We start from the raw sequence: 15,680 nt of genomic DNA, 5'->3' as shown, positions 1-15,680 counted from the left end.
GCATGTTGTGCCAGCAATAACTCCGTCAGCAGCACGGTGCAGAGATTTGCTCGTCGCCCGATAGTGAGTCAGCTCACACTATCCACCCTGAGCGCCGGCAGCACAACAGGGAATAAAATTCTAATATTTTCTTAATAATCAAAAAGATAATCTACAATGAGTGTTAAAAGGCATAAGTAAAACCGCTATTTGACCTGAGTCCGCTTTCCCGATAAGTTGGGAATTCGCCGGAAGCTTTCCTGACGGGCCAGCGTCTCGGCATATCTATGCAGCAAGACGATTCCCTCGTGATGCAAGTTATCTCCAGTTTGAGACCCGGATTTTAGCGAGCAAATCATCTCAGGACGGTCAAGATCATGCCTGGAGATAACATGCCCGGATTAACAGTGTTCGCGTTTTAGCGGCAACCAAATGATACAGAGCCTGAGGCAACACTCCGTTGCGCTCTGTGCCTGAAAAAAATACAGGTAATGTCAAAAGAAGTTCAGGAGGCCCACGATGTCCAACTCAAAACCTTTCCCTTACGGCTTGTATGATCCATCGAAAGACAGCGACAGCTGCGGCGTGGGCTTCATTACGCGTAAGGATGGCGCGCAAACTCATCAGGTGCTGGAAATGGCACACGGCGCCCTGTGCACCGTTCCGCATCGTGGGGGAATGTCTGCCGAAGGCGTGGGGGATGGAGCCGGAATTAACGTGGACCTCTCGCTGCACTTCTTCCGTAAAATCACCGGGCAGGCGCTGAAAGCAGGCCGTTTTGGCGTGGGTAACTTCTTTGTGCCGAAAGACAGCGCGCTGCGCGCCAACGCCGAGCGGCTGGTTGAAGATACGCTGCTCTCCTGTAACCTGAAGATCATTGCCAGACGTGATATCCCGCTGGATAACAGCGTATTGCGTCCGGCAGCGATCCCTTTCCAGCTGCCTATTGCGCAATGGATATTTGCTGCCCCGGACGATATCACCAGCCAGATTGATTTCGAGAAGCGCATTTATCGCGCCCTGCTGCAAATCGAAGCCCGCGCCTTTAGCGAAAGTGAATTTGGCGGGCTGTACCCGCTGTCGCTCTCCTCGCGTACTCAGGTGTTGAAAGCACGCCTGAACTCGAATGAAGTGATCCCCTATTTTAAGGATCTGACCGATCCCGATCATCAGGTACGCGGTCTGTTCTTCCATACGCGTTTCTCAACCAATACCGATCCGCATACCACTATGGCGCAGCCGTTCCGGCTGATGGCGCACAACGGTGAGTTAAACACCGATCGTAAAAACCGCATTGCGGAAGCCGCGCTGGCGCTGGCGCGCGGTAAGAAAATCGTGCGCCCTAAAGGGCAATCGGACAGCTCGCGTCTGGACCAGAGCATCCACAGCCGCCTGATGGAAGACAATCTCGACCTGATCACCGCCGTGGTTTCCATGATGCCACCCGCCTGGGAAAACGACCCGTCACTGTCGGCCGACGTGCGTGCCATGCTGGAGTACTTCTCTCTGTATGAAGAGAAGAACGACGGCCCGGCAGCGCTGATTTTCGGCAATGGTGAAGTGATCGGCGCACGTCTCGACCGCCTCGGCCTGCGTCCGCTACGCTCGGTGGAAACCGCCGAATACATCGGTGCCATGTCGGAAGCGGGTCAGATCGCCTTCCCACCGGAAAGCGTGCTGCGCCGTGGCCGTATCGAAGCGGGCGGGATGCTGTATTACGATCACCGCGAGAAACGCAGCTACACCACCCTTGAAGCGCTGGAAAAACTGGCGGCGGTGGCGGACTATCCGGCCTTGCTGGCGCAGTCCCGCGTGCTGTTACAGGATCTGCCGGTGATCCCGGCTGAACAGCAGGGATCGCCGTTGCGTTACGGCGGTGACCTCAAAACCTGGCAGCGATTTGTTGCTTACTACTACAATCAGGAAAGCTTCAAATTTATGATGGACCCGATGCTGGCCACCGGCGCAGAGAAAATCTCCGCCATGGGTTACGGCAACGCCATCAACGCGCTGTCCGACCATGAGGGCGGCATGGCGCACTATTTCTCCCAGCGCTTTGCCCAGGTGACCAACCCGCCGTTAGACTCCATCCGTGAAGCTGACGGCATGACCCTGCGTGTTGCTCTTGGTGCCAGGCCGCATTTAGGTCGCAGTAAGGGTCAGCAGATCGTCGTTCCTACGCCGATCCTGACGCACCTAGATATGCTGCAACTGCGCGAGCAAACCGTGGCTCCTTATGCTCGCTTTGAAATGCTCTATACGCCGGTGATCGGTAGCGATACCGCAAGCCGGGCGGCCAATGCCGACGCGCTGGAGCGCGCCATTGATGACCTGGCACAGCAGGTGGTTGATTTCGCCCGTGAACAGGGTGGCATCGCGGTGATCACCGACCGTCATCTCTCCACCACGCGCGCCGCTATCCCGATGCTGCTGGTGGTTTCCGCCATTAACCAGCGCCTGGTGCAGGAAGGTTTACGTCTGGACGTATCGCTGGTGGTAGAGAGCGGCCAGAGCATCTCTTCCCATCATATCGCGGCGGCGCTGGGCTTTGGCGCTTCCGCCATCTATCCACTGGGCGTGCAGATGCGTGCCGAAGAGAAATATGGCGAAGGTGAAGGCGGTAATAAAGCCTTCAAACGCTATGCCAAAGCCGCCGAGAAAGCGCTGATGAAAACCATGGGCAAAGTCGGCCTGTGTACCGTGGAGAGCTACAGCTGCGGCGAGTTCTTTGAGCCGAACTTCCTTGATACCGAAGATCGCGTGCTGAAAAAGTACTTCCCCAACATCAAAACGCCGGTTGGCGGCGCTGGCTTTGCCTCTATCGCCCAGATGGCGGTTGACTGGCACCAGAGCGCGCTGCGCGTGCAGGGTGAAAATGACGTTCCGCTGCTCGGCCTGTTCAAAGAACGGGCGGAAGGGGCAGGTCACTCCTACGGCACCATTGCGGTACGTACCTTTATTGATATGACGGAGCAACCTGTCCGCTTTGCCGATAAACCGCGTGAGGAGGATAACTTTATCCGCCTGATGACGCTGGCAAAACTGGATAATGCGTTTCATATCAAAACGAAATCCTTCGCCGACAGCAGCTTTGAACGAATTCCTGACGAGGTTATCGATAACTTTACCATTACCGCTGACTATCGCCAGTTCTCCAGCCTGATGCAGGAAGAGCGCAAACGCCGTCCGGCGGCGCTGCGCGATATTCTGGCTTTCCCGGCAGATTTAACCCACGTCGACAGCGAGGCGGAATTCACCCGCAAGCTGGGGCGTTACTCGCTGGTTAACAACGGCTTTGCGGTGCGCGGGCTGGTGTGCGAGGCCGTGGCAGAATGCGAAGGCCAGTTCAGGCTGCGCCTGACCGATGAGGTAAGCGGACTGAAAAGCGAGCAGGAGCGCCTGACCACGCTGTGCGGCGTGCTGGCTAAACGCTTCGGTGAAGAAATTTCACGCGCTGAGGTGACGGCGGATGCGCTGCTGCTGACGGCGAGCGGCACAGCGGCAGATTACCTGGCGCGCATCTTCACTATTGCTCCGGCATTGCCGTTAAGCGAAGTGCAGCCGGCCCACGAAATTACCCGCACCTTTGCCTCCGGGGCGATGAGCCACGGCGCGCTGGTCGCTCCGGCGCACGAAGCGGTGGCGCACGGCACCAATATGGTCGGCGGCATGAGCAACTGTGGTGAAGGCGGCGAACACTACTCGCGTCATGGCACCCTGCGCGCATCGCGCATTAAGCAGCTGGCATCCGGTCGTTTCGGCGTCTGGGCCGCCTATCTGACCGATCCGATGCTGGAAGAGCTGGAAATCAAGATTGGCCAGGGGGCGAAGCCCGGCGAAGGCGGCCAGCTGCCGTCGGCCAAAGTGACGGTGGAAATCGCCGCAGCCCGTGGCGGTACGCCGGGCGTGGAGCTGGTATCACCGCCTCCGCACCACGATACCTATTCAATCGAGGATCTGGCGCAGCTGATCCACGACTGTAAAGCCGCCCGCGTGCGGGTGATCGTCAAGCTGGTTTCCTCTGAGGGTATCGGCACCATCGCGGTTGGCGTGGCAAAAGCCGGCGCTGACGTGATCAACGTGGCCGGTAATACCGGCGGCACCGGGGCCGCTTCGGTGACCAGCCTGAAATACACCGGGCGCGTGGCGGAGATCGGCATCGCTGAAGTCCATCAGGCGCTCTGTGCCAACGGCCTGCGTGAGAAAGTCCTGCTGCGCTGTTCCGGCGCGCAGCAGACCGGCAGCGATGTGGTGAAATCCGCGCTGCTGGGCGGCGACAGCTTCGAGTTCGGTACCACGGCACTGATGATGCTGAAGTGCGTGATGGCGAAAAACTGCAATGTGAAATGCCCGGCGGGGCTGACCACCAACGCCGAGGCGTTTGACGGCGACCCGCGCCAGCTGGCGCAGTATTTTATCAATGTGGCACACGAAGTGCGCGAGATGCTGGCGCGTCTCGGCCTGCGTTCACTGCGCGAAGCCCGTGGTCGCTCCGACCTGCTGCACCTGATGGATCATCCGCTGGAAGTGGGCAAGCTCGATCTGCGCGCCATGCTGACGGTGGTTCCCGAAGTGAAAATCAGCCATCCGGTCTATCTGGAAAAAGACTTCGTGCTGGATAACGGCTGGATCGCTCGGTTACAGGAACAGCTGGTCGCCGAAGGATCGCGCAAGATCGTCCTGGGTAACGGCATTACCCTGAATAACCGTCATAAAAGCGTCGGTGGACAGCTGGCTATCGATATCGAACGCCTGCTCAACCACCAGCTGAACGCCGAACATGTTGCCCGCATCCCGGCGGCGCTACAGGACGATCGCGGCCGCCGCTATCTTGCACCGGTCACGGTGACGATTGTCACCTCCGGTTCTGCCGGGCAGTCGTACGGCGTGTTCTGTAATGACGGTATGCGACTACAGCACCAGGGCACCTGTAACGACGGCGTGGGTAAAGGCCAGTGCGGCGGCGAGATTATCGTGATGTCGCCAGGCGGCGGCTCGCAGGATGCGGAAGGCAACGTGCTGATCGGCAACTTTGCGCTGTTTGGCGCTACCGGCGGGCGTCTGTTTGCCCAGGGCCAGGCGGGCGACCGCTTTGCCGTGCGTAACTCGGGAGCCACGGCGGTGGTCGAAGGCGTCGGTGATTTCTGCTGTGAGTATATGACCAACGGCGCGGTACTGAACCTCGGCACCTACGGCACGGGTTTTGGCAATGGTATGAGCGGCGGTTTCGCCTATCAGTACGATCCGTATGGCACGCTGGCGGGTTCCGCTGCCGCTGACTCGGTGATGCTCGGCGCGATCGGTGATGACAATGAGATGGCTCGCGTGCATCAACAGGCGGTATTGACGATGCTGAACTGGCATCTGGAAGCCACCGGTTCGCCACGCGCCCGGTGGTTACTCGACCACTGGGAAACGGAAAGCCAGCATTTTGTTTATGTCATGCCGCGTTCTCTGCTGCTGTACCAGGATGGCGCAGAAATCCTTAAGGCAAAAGCGCGTAAAGACCTGCTGGAAGAGCTGTCTGCCTCGCTTGCGGGTCACCAGGTGGCGAAATTTAAAGCCGCGTGGCGTGCGGGTAAACCGATCGCCAACGGATCGGTTCCGGTCTACGGCGCAATGGACACCCCGGAAATGCTGGTGCTGCTGAATAATTACACCGTTTTGAGCTGCGCCCAGCAGCTGGCGCTATCCCGCCTGCCAAAAGGCACTGCGGTGCAGGATCTGGCGGTGGAGAAAGCGGTACGTAACCTGCTGATGACAGAGGACTTCACGCTGATCGGTAAGCTACAGCGCCACGGTCGTGCGGCGATTGAAAGCTACAGTGATGAGCAGCTGGCCTGCCTGATCGGTGCCAAACGTATGGCGGATTATAAAGCGGCGTTGACGCAACGTAATATTCGTTCGATGGACAGCCTGGCCACTTATGGCTGGATCCTGTATCAGGATGCGTGCAACAGAGAAGTACTGGGACGGCTGCCTGACTTTGAAGAGCTGTTTGCCCGTGCGGCACTGCCTGAGTTGGCGGCAGCGGTCGGCAAATTAGCCGGATAACACACTGAATGTTAACAGTGAATCAGAAACGGGATTGAGTAGATAAAAGCGATGAAAATTCCTTATATTCCTGAAGATGCGCCATTTAATGGCGAGCAGAAGTTTTGGCTGGCGGGTTTTCTTGCCGGGTTACACTCACGCCTGCTGGTACTGGAAAATCAGCCCCAGGCGGCCGGGGCAGCAGCATCGGCTGCCACCACCCAGCTGCATATTCTGTTCGGGTCGCAGACGGGCAATGCCGAAGCGCTGGCGCAAAGCGCCGCCAGAGTCGCGCGCGCTAAAGGCCTGGTGCCGGTGGTTCAGAGCCTTGATGAAGTGGATATCGACGTATTCGCCACCATGCGCCATGTGCTGGTGATCACCTCAACCTACGGCGAAGGTGAAATGCCGGACAACGCCCAGCTGTTCTGGCAGGCGATCTCTGCCAGCACCGCGCCACGCCTTGAACAAATGCACTTTGCGGTACTGGCTATTGGCGATACCGGCTATGACGGCTTCTGCCAGGCGGGTAAATTCATCGATATGCGCCTTGAGCAGCTGGGCGCGAAACGGGTGTATGAACGCATTGACTGTGATATCGACTTTGAGGAACCGTCCAACGCATGGCTTGACCAGTCGATGCCACAGTTCGCCGCCAGCGCTGGCAGCAGTGGCAACGTGCTGGACAGCGCACCGGAAGCGCCGGTTATCCCCGGCAGCAACAGAAACAACCCCTATGCGGCAACGCTGGTCACCAACAAACGTCTTTCCGGCGAAGATTCCGGCAAGGACATTCGCCACTTTGAGTTTGATCTGAGCGACAGCGGCCTGAAGTATGAGGCCGGTGATGCGCTGGGCGTGATCCCGGTGAACGAACCTGCATTGGTTAACCTGCTGTTGACCCAGCTTAAATCCGATTACGATACCCCGGTGCCGGGCTTTGAAAGAAGCCTGGGCGACCTGTTAACTTACCAGTTCGAGATTTCTGAGCCTTCACGCAAGCTGATCGAATGGGTGGGGCAGAATACCCGCAATCAGGAACTGCGCCATGTGCTGCAACACGATGATAAGGATGCGCTGGGCGTGTGGCTGTGGGGAAAAGATACCCTCGATCTGCTACAGCTGGATGCCACCCGCTCGTTAAGCATTCCCGAGTTCGTTGCCCTGCTGCGTCCGCTGCAGCACCGCGCCTACTCGATCTCTTCCAGTCAGAAGGCCCACCCGAATCAGGTTCATCTGACCATTGCTTCCGTGCGCTACCACAGCGGCGGCCGTGCGCGCAGCGGCGTCTGCTCGACTTATCTTGCCGAACGCGTGAAGCGCGGCGAGAAGCCAGCCATCTTTATCTCGCCCAATAAAGGCTTCCGCCTGCCGGCAAATAACGACGCCCCGCTGATTATGATCGGGCCAGGCACCGGCATCGCGCCGTTCCGCGCCTTCCTTGAGGAGCGTGAAGCACTGGGTGCGAAAGGTAAAAACTGGCTGTTCTTTGGCGACCAGCATCAGGAACACGATTATATCTATCGCCATGAACTGGCTAAGTGGCAGGAAAACGGCCTGCTGACCCGGCTGGATCTGGCTTTCTCACGCGACCAGGCGGATAAAATCTACGTGCAGGATCGGATGCTGGAACAGGGCGCAGAGCTGTTTGCCTGGTTACAGGAAGGCGGCTGTTTCTACGTCTGCGGCGATGCGTCACGCATGGCGAAAGACGTCGATAAAGCGCTGTACCTGATAGTCAGTCAGTTCGGCGGCATGTCGTCAGAGCGCGCGGCGGACTACATTGACCAGCTGAAGAAAGAGAAACGCTATCTGCGCGACGTGTATTAATTAACGGACGGGCTGACCGGGAAAGGTCAGCTCGTTTGGTTGTCAATAAGCAGCCTGAACAGGACTGCACAACAGTATTTGGCGATCCTGTAATTTATTAAGCGCGTAGTTTCTGGTTTTTAAGAACCTCTTTTGCTGGTGTTACATTTGAGTAATATGTATCTTTCCATGTTCTCTGGAATGGAGGAAATCCCAACTTCTTCCAATTTAATTCAATAGGCATACTTTTTTCGGCAGCAGCCAGAAATCTATGTTGGCCATCTAATATATGTATTCTTCCTGTCCGAGGGTTATACCAAACGTCAATTTTTTTTAGCTTTTTACCAGCTTCGATTTGCAATAACTTTTCTTGAATTACACTTTTTAACACCTCTTCCTGTGCAGACAATGGATAGTTTAGATCTATATCTAGCCCCACAGGATTCCCCTTAAGTAAAGCGGTATCAAAAGTTTTGTCATTTAATTTTAGCCCTCTTACGACCGCAGACAACCCATTGTCATCAACCTCAAAGTTATTTTTTGCTTTTCTAACTTCACTGGGCTTGGCAACTACTTTTTTCAGTGCATATTCATTCAGTTGTGTCTCTTCTTGTACTGCAATCTTCGCAGAAGTAATACTTCTTTTGTTAGCAGATGGATTTTTCCCCACCGTTTTTTGCTGAGAAATCGAAGCTATCGACTCGGTTTCTACAATTGAGTTGGTCTGTTGCGGTTTAACAACATTCTTTGGGTTTAAATCCTGGCGTATTTTGTAAAATCGAATTTCTTCTTNTCATTGGAGCACCTGTGTTGTTCTGAGGTGAGCATATCACCTCTGTTCAGATGGCCAAATTCAGTAAACCACTTCAATCCAGCGTCCATCAGCTTCCGGGTGAGCATGTAAAGTTAACAAGTGAGTATTTAGAAAAGGACGACTAACAGTTGTGCTGGTATAACTTTTTTGCTCAACAACACTACCTATCGTTGTATAGTTTATCTCATCCTCGGAGCCGCCAATATAATCGAAGCCAATCCCTCTGGTAACGATAGAACCAAAACTTTCATTTGAAGGGTGTTTTTTTCTGGCCGATTCAAGGGTGGCATTAAATTTTGCAATGCCTTTACTTAATTTTTCGCCACCAATAAACCCCTTCTTTAAAAACTTGTTTTGTTCCAGCGCTTCCTTTAATTGCTTCGCTTCCTTTGAGCCCAGGGTTCCCCTGGCGTAACTATTTATGTGCTTATAAGTATATGATGTATAAATTTTTACAGCGGAAACCTCCGCATCTAATAGTCCTAATTCTTCGCGAGTTGGGAGGGAGGGAAGGATTCTGCCTTGATTGTTATCCGGTAAGCTGATGATACGGGCGGCTTCACCATGATTATTTTCAGTATATGTGTTCACTATCTTCGGCAATGCCATTAAGTAGCTTGGAGCCAGCCCCTCCTCGTCCTTCAGTGTCACAGGATTATTCCGTACCATCCTGAACAGGTTCAGCCCGTCCACCGTCCCCGCCGGATCCACACTCAGCCAGCGGCCCGCCCACGGCTGGTAATAGCGGTAGCCGTAGTAGTACAGCCCCGTCGCGTCACGCTCCTTGCCCGAGTAGCGCACGGTTTTATAGTCCGCCTCCGCCTGGCTGCGCGCCGTCCACAGCGCCGTGCCGCCGTACGGGTAGTATTCCTCCATGCTGATGAGATTACCGCCGCCGTCCACTTCCAGCGTGCTGCTGCCCACCAGGTTATCGTAGCTGAAGCGCAGCTGATTGTTGCTGACGGCGGTCGGCTTCCCGCTCTTCCAGTGCAGCGCCCGCACCTGCGCCCGACCCGCTTCACCCACCGTGATAACCTGCAGGCTCTCCGTTTCCGTGCCGCCGCCGGCGCGGGTACGCAGCTCCACGCCCGGCAGATACAGCACGCGCTGATTCTGCGTGCCGTTAGCGGTTTTCTGCACGCCCACCTTCAGTACGCGCTGGCTGCTGCCGTCATAGCGATAGCTCTCGCCGTCCGCTGCCGCCCCGTCACGCACCACCGGCGTAACCTGCAGCAGTTCGCCGCGCGCCGTCCAGCTCAACCGCTGACCCGGCAGCAGCTGCATCTGCTGACCTGCGGCGCTGAACAGCGCATCCACCTCTGAGGGATTTTCCGTCAGCGTGCTTAACACGCCCCGGTTGCTGCGATTGCTGATCGTGATGCGGGTAGTGTAGTTATTGCCGCTGGCAGGCGCGCCGTGGCGTATCTGCGTCAGATTGCCGCTGCGGTCATAGGTGTAAGTGCGCGTGTAGTTAGTGAAGGTGGCACTGTCAAAGGAGGGGAGCAACGGCAGGTTAGTCCCCTGCTCACCGCCACTGGCCATCTCGCGCCCGCTGGCGCTGACCAGCTGGTACAGGCTGTCGTAGGCACAGGCGCTCTCCGGCACCACTTTCTGGTTGCGCCAGAAGCGGGTTTCCTCCGCGTTGTTGCGTACCATAAGCACGTTGCCCACCGGGTCGTACTCATAGCGCAAATCCTGCAGCACCTTCGCAACCACCGCGTGTCCGGCCGGGCGCTCTGTACGCACGCCCGTCAGGCGCTGCGTTTCCTGCTCGTACGTGTACGTGGTCACCACGCCGTTACCGTGCTCCTCGCGCAGCTTCTGTCCGGCAGCCGACCAGCTCAGGGATTTCACGATAACCTGCTCTTTTCCACCTTTCAGCGTCAGCCAGCTGCCCCGCAGCAGCCCGGCCACGTCATACGCCACGCGCTGCATATGGCCTGTCGCATCGGTAGTCGTCAGCACGGCTGCCACGGCGTCCGCCGTGCTGCGGGTGGTGAACGCCCCGGCGGCCAGCAGGCCGTTCCAGGCAGCGGCATCCTCACCCCGCCAGTCTGCCACGACGTCCGTGTTATGCGCATCCTTCAGCAGACGCCGGGTCACCGACAGCGGCACGCCGCTCAGGGCAATGCTGTCCGTCTGCACCAGACCGGCCGTGTCGTAGTGCCCGACGCACTGCCCGGCCAGGTTCAGCTCTTTTTCCCGCTGCGTGTTGCCAGCATAAACAAAGCGTTCCGAGATACGCGGCACGCCGTTCGCACCCTGCTCCGTGGTGCTCAGCGGGCGACCCGGCAGGCTGGCCTGCTCATAGCGGAAGGTGCGGATCACCGCCTGGCTGCGGTCATGCAGGCCGTTCTCTCCGGCGGCGATATGGGTTACCGTCATAAACGGCCGGCCGGCGGCGTCGTTCAGGGCAACCGTGATACCGGCGTCGGCGCTCTGCGTGCGCAGCACATGACCGGCCAGGTCTGTCAGGTAGCTGAAGTTTGCCAGGCCTGCGTCATGTAGCCGTGGGTCGGCGCTCTGCGCCAGGAAGCCGCGCTCATTATAGCGGTGGCGGGTGATGCGTTCGTCAATGCTTTCCGGCACGTCCGGATGGCGGTGGTAAACGATATCGCGTACGCTCTGGCCACGGTTATCCAGCACCGTCACCGACGGCGTGGCACGATAAAGAGTATTGCTGCGCATAAATGTGTCACCTGTTATTTCTGGGGAGATACCGGCAGGCGGTGGCCTGCCGGCGTATGGGTTAAATACCAGCCTCCGCCTCAGCGGCGGTGTTATTTTCATCCTCACTGACCACAAACCACGGGGTGAACAGGCTGCGGCGCAGCCAGCCTTTGGCGGTTTTCACCTGCCATTCCCTCCCGGTGGGGTCGTAATAATGCGTGTCGGCATACAGATCCTGACGGGCGCTGTCGTCAATGAGATATTGCCAGCTATTGAGGAAAAATGGCTGGTAAGTGCGAATCGCCTAGCCTTTATTGTCATATTCCGTACGCCCGCTGACCGCCCAGCGCGAGGTGGTGGTTGCCAGCTGAGGCGCACCGTTGGACGCACTCACCAGCGCGCCCGCCGCGCTACGCTGCCAGGCGCCACCGTCAGTCTGGCGAACGGAGGTCTGTAGCACACGTCCGAAGCCGTCGCTGAACACCACCTGCTGGCGGATCTGCTGCTGCGGGTCGCTGTCATAGCGGTCGGTAGTCAACACCACAACATGCGGCGGCTGTTTTTCTGCGCGCTGCGTCATCCAGCTATCGGTGATATAAACCAGCATCTGGTGTACCGGCAACGGTGCTGAGAGCGCCAGCGCCTGTTCCGCCGTTTGCGGCGGGTCGATGGCATTAGCGCTGTAGCCCGTGGCGTTGCCGTTTTCCGTGCCGCTAAAACGCATCACAGAGACCCGCCCCAGCGCATCCAGCGTGACGGTATGCCGATTGTCGTTGGCATCGGTCACGCTTACCGGCGTCAGAAAGCGCCAGTCATACTGCGCGCTGGTAGTCAGCCCGGCCGCATCGCGCAGCTGGGTTATCACGCAGTTATAGCGGTCACGGGTAACGGTGATAGCACCGGTCAGCAGGGTGTCCCGCGTTGACTCGGGTAGCCAGAAATGTTCAGCAGAACCATAGGTGCTGTAACCCTGGCGTACCGTCCACAATAGTTTGCCGCTTTCACCGCGACGGGCAAAAAGATAGCCGGACAGCGAGTAACCGGCCTGCGTCACGGTTTCAGCGCTGATGTCCTGCGCCAGTGAGGCGATAAGAGGCTCGTCCAGTACCGCACTTTCACTAAAAGCAAGGCGCGGTGGGATGGCAGGAGTTGCCGTGACCGCCTCACCCTGCGTATCCAGATACCAGACCTGCTGCTGCCCGGCGAAGGTGGCAGGCCGATCTTCGCCTGTCAGATTGCCGCTGGCGGAAAGCTGCTCCAGCGTCAGACCCTGCGCCGGGACGGAGGTGGCTGAATAAGTGAAAATATCGCTGCGGGTGGCATCAGACAGTCCAGCCAGCCATACACCGGCCGCGCTGTCTGACAACGTATGCCAGCGGCTCTGCTGCAACACCAGGCGCAGTTCCTGCTGCTGTCGGTCGTAGCTGCTGGCAAACAGCGTCGGCGGCAGCGTTGGCGGGTACGGACTTTTAGTCGGCTGGCTGCGGCGCGGATAACTGATGTTGACCTGACGCAGCGGCTGGCCATACCGATCGCTGCTCAGCAACACCTGCTGACTGCACTGCGGATCGCTGCTGAACCGCTCATAGAGATAAGTACGCGTTTCCACCGACACCGACCAGGTCACCGGATAAACGCCCCGCGTCTCGACTAAGCGCACCTGCGGGCGGGTTTCGCTAACGCTGTAGGGGGTAGTCGCCAGAACGCTGTCGTCCGCACCGTACAGCTCGCTGCGCAGCAGCAGGCCCTTTACCCCCCGGTTCAGCCAGAATCTGGTGCTGTCATCCGGGACGTACGCCTGCTCATCGTCACCGCTGCCGATGGTGAAGCGGGGAACAAAACCACCAAAGGCGGCGCTGTCACCCTGCCAGTATTGCCTTGGCAGCTGCTCATCTACCTGCACCAGGCCAGTGGCATACCAGCTGCGGCTGATGGCGGGCATGCTGATTTCCGCCGCGCTTCCCCGGCTGGCGCGGGTATCGGTATCGCTGACTTCCACCAGACCAAAACCACGAAATTCACGCTCACGCCCGTCCCATGCGCCGTGCCGGTAGCGCACGCTGCTGACCAGCCGGTTGCCAGTAATTTCATCGGTCACCTCGGTGCGCTGCACCGTATGCAGGGCAAACGGCAGATAACAGGCTGGCTGCGGTTTTCCCGCCTGCGCGGCTTCGGCCTTCTCATCCAGCCAAAACTGTGCCGAGCTGCGGTAGTACAGGCTGTGACTGGCTCCCATATGGTTATTCATCGCGTTCAACAGCCAGGGTTTCTGCTCTGACAAATGACAAACCCAGTGACGCGGTGTCGGATGAGGAGTCGTCAATATCAGACTGGCAACCCCCTGCCCCTGAATATCCGCCAGCTGTAGGCTACAGGTGCGATCATAGCGCGCGCCCTCCGGCAGCGGCAGGCTAAAGGGCGCGGCAAAGGCGTTGCCGCTTTGATTGAGATAGATAAGCAGGCTGTCGCCAAGGGTATAAATCAGGTCGGTAGTACCGGAGCCGTCAATATCCGCCAGGAACAGCTGCTGCGGGTTAAAGCGGTCTGGTGGCTGGCTGAAACCGGGGAGATCCAGCGGCTGGCCGAAGCGCCCGTGGCCAAGGCTGGGCCAATAGCGCACCCCGCTGGCAGTGACCTGCACCAGGTGCTGCTGGCCGCTGCCTGCCATATCACTGAAGGCAATCAGCATGCTGGCATCCATTGTCGGTGACAACGGCAGAGTCACAGAGTCTGCCTGCATCACCGTTTGCACCTTCTGCCAGCCCTCTCCGCTTCCACTGTACAGGCGCACGCTTTTGGGGCCGATCAGCGCCAGGTCGGCCAGCCCGGATCCGGTGAGATCCACCAGCCGGGCGCGTGGATGGCCATACTCCACCGGCAGTGCAGTCAGCGGCGTAAAGTTTCGCCACTGGCGCTCGGCCGTGCGGCCATAATGCCCGGCCAGGCCAGGCGCGGTCACCAGCCACTCAAGGTAGCCATCGCCGTTCAGATCGAGCAGCGCACCACCCGCGTGCAGGGCCGGCATGATGGGCAGGGGCGCGGCCTTATCCCAGGTGACCTCATCGGCGCTGCCGCCGGTTTGACGCACCGGTGCGCGATACCACCACCCGCCGTCATCCTGATACAGGATCCCTGCCAGCCCTTCGCCATTCAGATCCACCAGCTGGTAAGGTTGTAGCGGATTCAGGTTACCCATATCTTCACGCTGCTGCCACGTCGCCGCCTGCGGCGGTGTGAAGGTATGCCAGCCAAACGTCAGCGGCGGCAGACTGAGCACACGACCATCAGCTTCATACGCGTTCTGGCGCACCGACTTGAGCATGCTCACCGAGGGAGTCTGCTGGTAATCCAGGCAGAGACGCGCCACCAGCTGCGGCTGATCGCCGGGTTTTTCTTCTCCGGCCAGCGCCGTCACGGCGTGATACATCAGCGCCTGGCGGCACAGGCGGCGGGTGCGCAGCTCAAAGCCGTAGTGCCAGCTGGAAAAGCGATCCGGGCGGCACGGCCAGTCTTCCTTACCGGGGGGCAACCAGTCGGGAGCCTGCGCCGGATCCGTGTCGCGCTCACCGTAATCCAGCACCAGGGTGAACAGCCAGTCTTCGGCGGAAGGGGCTGAGGTAAACGCGGGCAGTGTACGGGAAGCGGTGCGGTTGCCGTACCAGACCGCTATCAGATAGCGCTGTGCCGTGGCAGCGTGATGTGCGGCTTTTTCCGCGTCCGCGCACTCAGTATCGTCTTCTGCCCGATACTGATAATAAATCTGCTCCCCGCTCACGGATACCGACGACTCGATCAGCCAGGCGGCAGTTTGTCGCGCATTATGCGGATTGCTGATACGCGCCTGCGCATTGCGGCCCAGCAAAAACAGCTGCCCATCCGGGCGGTACAGCAGCCAGAACGCCTCGGCGCTATTGCTGTCAGCCACCCAGTACTCCAGACGACTGAAGTCGGATTCCGTGCGGCTGCGGTAAGCGCGAACGTGGTAATTTCCTCCAGCGTCGACGTTCAGTAGCGCGGAGGCACTGCGTGTCTCCGGCGTCCCGTCTGCGGTCAGTAGCGGAACCAGCACTTCGCCATCCGGCCCGGTAAACTCATCGTTCGGGCCGTACGTCGGTATACCTTTGTTGGTGCGGCGACGGATGGCTGACAGGTTAACGTCCCAACCCATACCGAATGGCCCGTTACCGCCCCGGCTGTGGTAGCTGAGCGCCAGCGCAGGCGCATAGCCGCGCCCGCGACTGACCGGTAGCGGAACGCTGAGCGTGGCTGCGCCGTCCGGTCCGGCAGCCGCCACATCCCCTTTCAGGCCGGATACCGCCCCGCCGCCCTTAGGCAGAGAGGGTGCTTTCAGCGCCAAACTATCTGAATTTTGCAT

Annotated in this window: 5 protein-coding genes; 2 read left to right on the top strand and 3 right to left on the bottom strand. The window is 58.5% G+C overall.

Annotation, left to right across the window (positions count from 1 at the left end):
- Nucleotides 1-498 precede the first annotated feature (498 nt).
- Both EPYR_RS01755 and EPYR_RS01750 read left to right on the top strand, forming a co-directional pair.
- Complete coding sequence (locus tag EPYR_RS01755; RefSeq protein WP_012666696.1) at nucleotides 499-6,033, top strand: glutamate synthase-related protein; 5,535 nt, start codon at nucleotides 499-501, stop codon at nucleotides 6,031-6,033.
- Between the two features lie 51 nt (nucleotides 6,034-6,084).
- A complete protein-coding gene (locus tag EPYR_RS01750; protein ID WP_012666695.1) occupies nucleotides 6,085-7,842 on the top strand; it encodes a sulfite reductase subunit alpha in 1,758 nt (585 codons plus the stop codon).
- A gap of 97 nt (nucleotides 7,843-7,939) precedes the next feature.
- On the opposite strand, the gene EPYR_RS01745 is transcribed toward EPYR_RS01750, so the two are convergent.
- From EPYR_RS01745 to EPYR_RS01735, 3 genes are all read right to left on the bottom strand, one after another.
- On the bottom strand, nucleotides 7,940-8,491 hold the full coding sequence (locus tag EPYR_RS01745; protein ID WP_012666694.1) for a hypothetical protein: 552 nt from the start codon (nucleotides 8,489-8,491) through the stop codon (nucleotides 7,940-7,942).
- A gap of 183 nt (nucleotides 8,492-8,674) precedes the next feature.
- On the bottom strand, nucleotides 8,675-11,323 hold the full coding sequence (locus tag EPYR_RS01740; RefSeq protein WP_012666693.1) for an RHS repeat domain-containing protein: 2,649 nt from the start codon (nucleotides 11,321-11,323) through the stop codon (nucleotides 8,675-8,677).
- A 286-nt stretch (nucleotides 11,324-11,609) separates the two neighbouring features.
- Nucleotides 11,610-15,680, bottom strand: a complete 4,071-nt coding sequence (locus EPYR_RS01735) for a SpvB/TcaC N-terminal domain-containing protein (protein WP_012666692.1) — start codon at nucleotides 15,678-15,680, stop codon at nucleotides 11,610-11,612.

The sequence above is a fragment of the Erwinia pyrifoliae DSM 12163 genome (assembly GCF_000026985.1).
In the GTDB taxonomy this organism is placed as follows: Bacteria; Pseudomonadota; Gammaproteobacteria; order Enterobacterales; family Enterobacteriaceae; genus Erwinia; species Erwinia pyrifoliae.
Note: the sequence above shows the minus strand (reverse complement) of the source record. Positions and strands in the feature narration are given on the sequence as shown.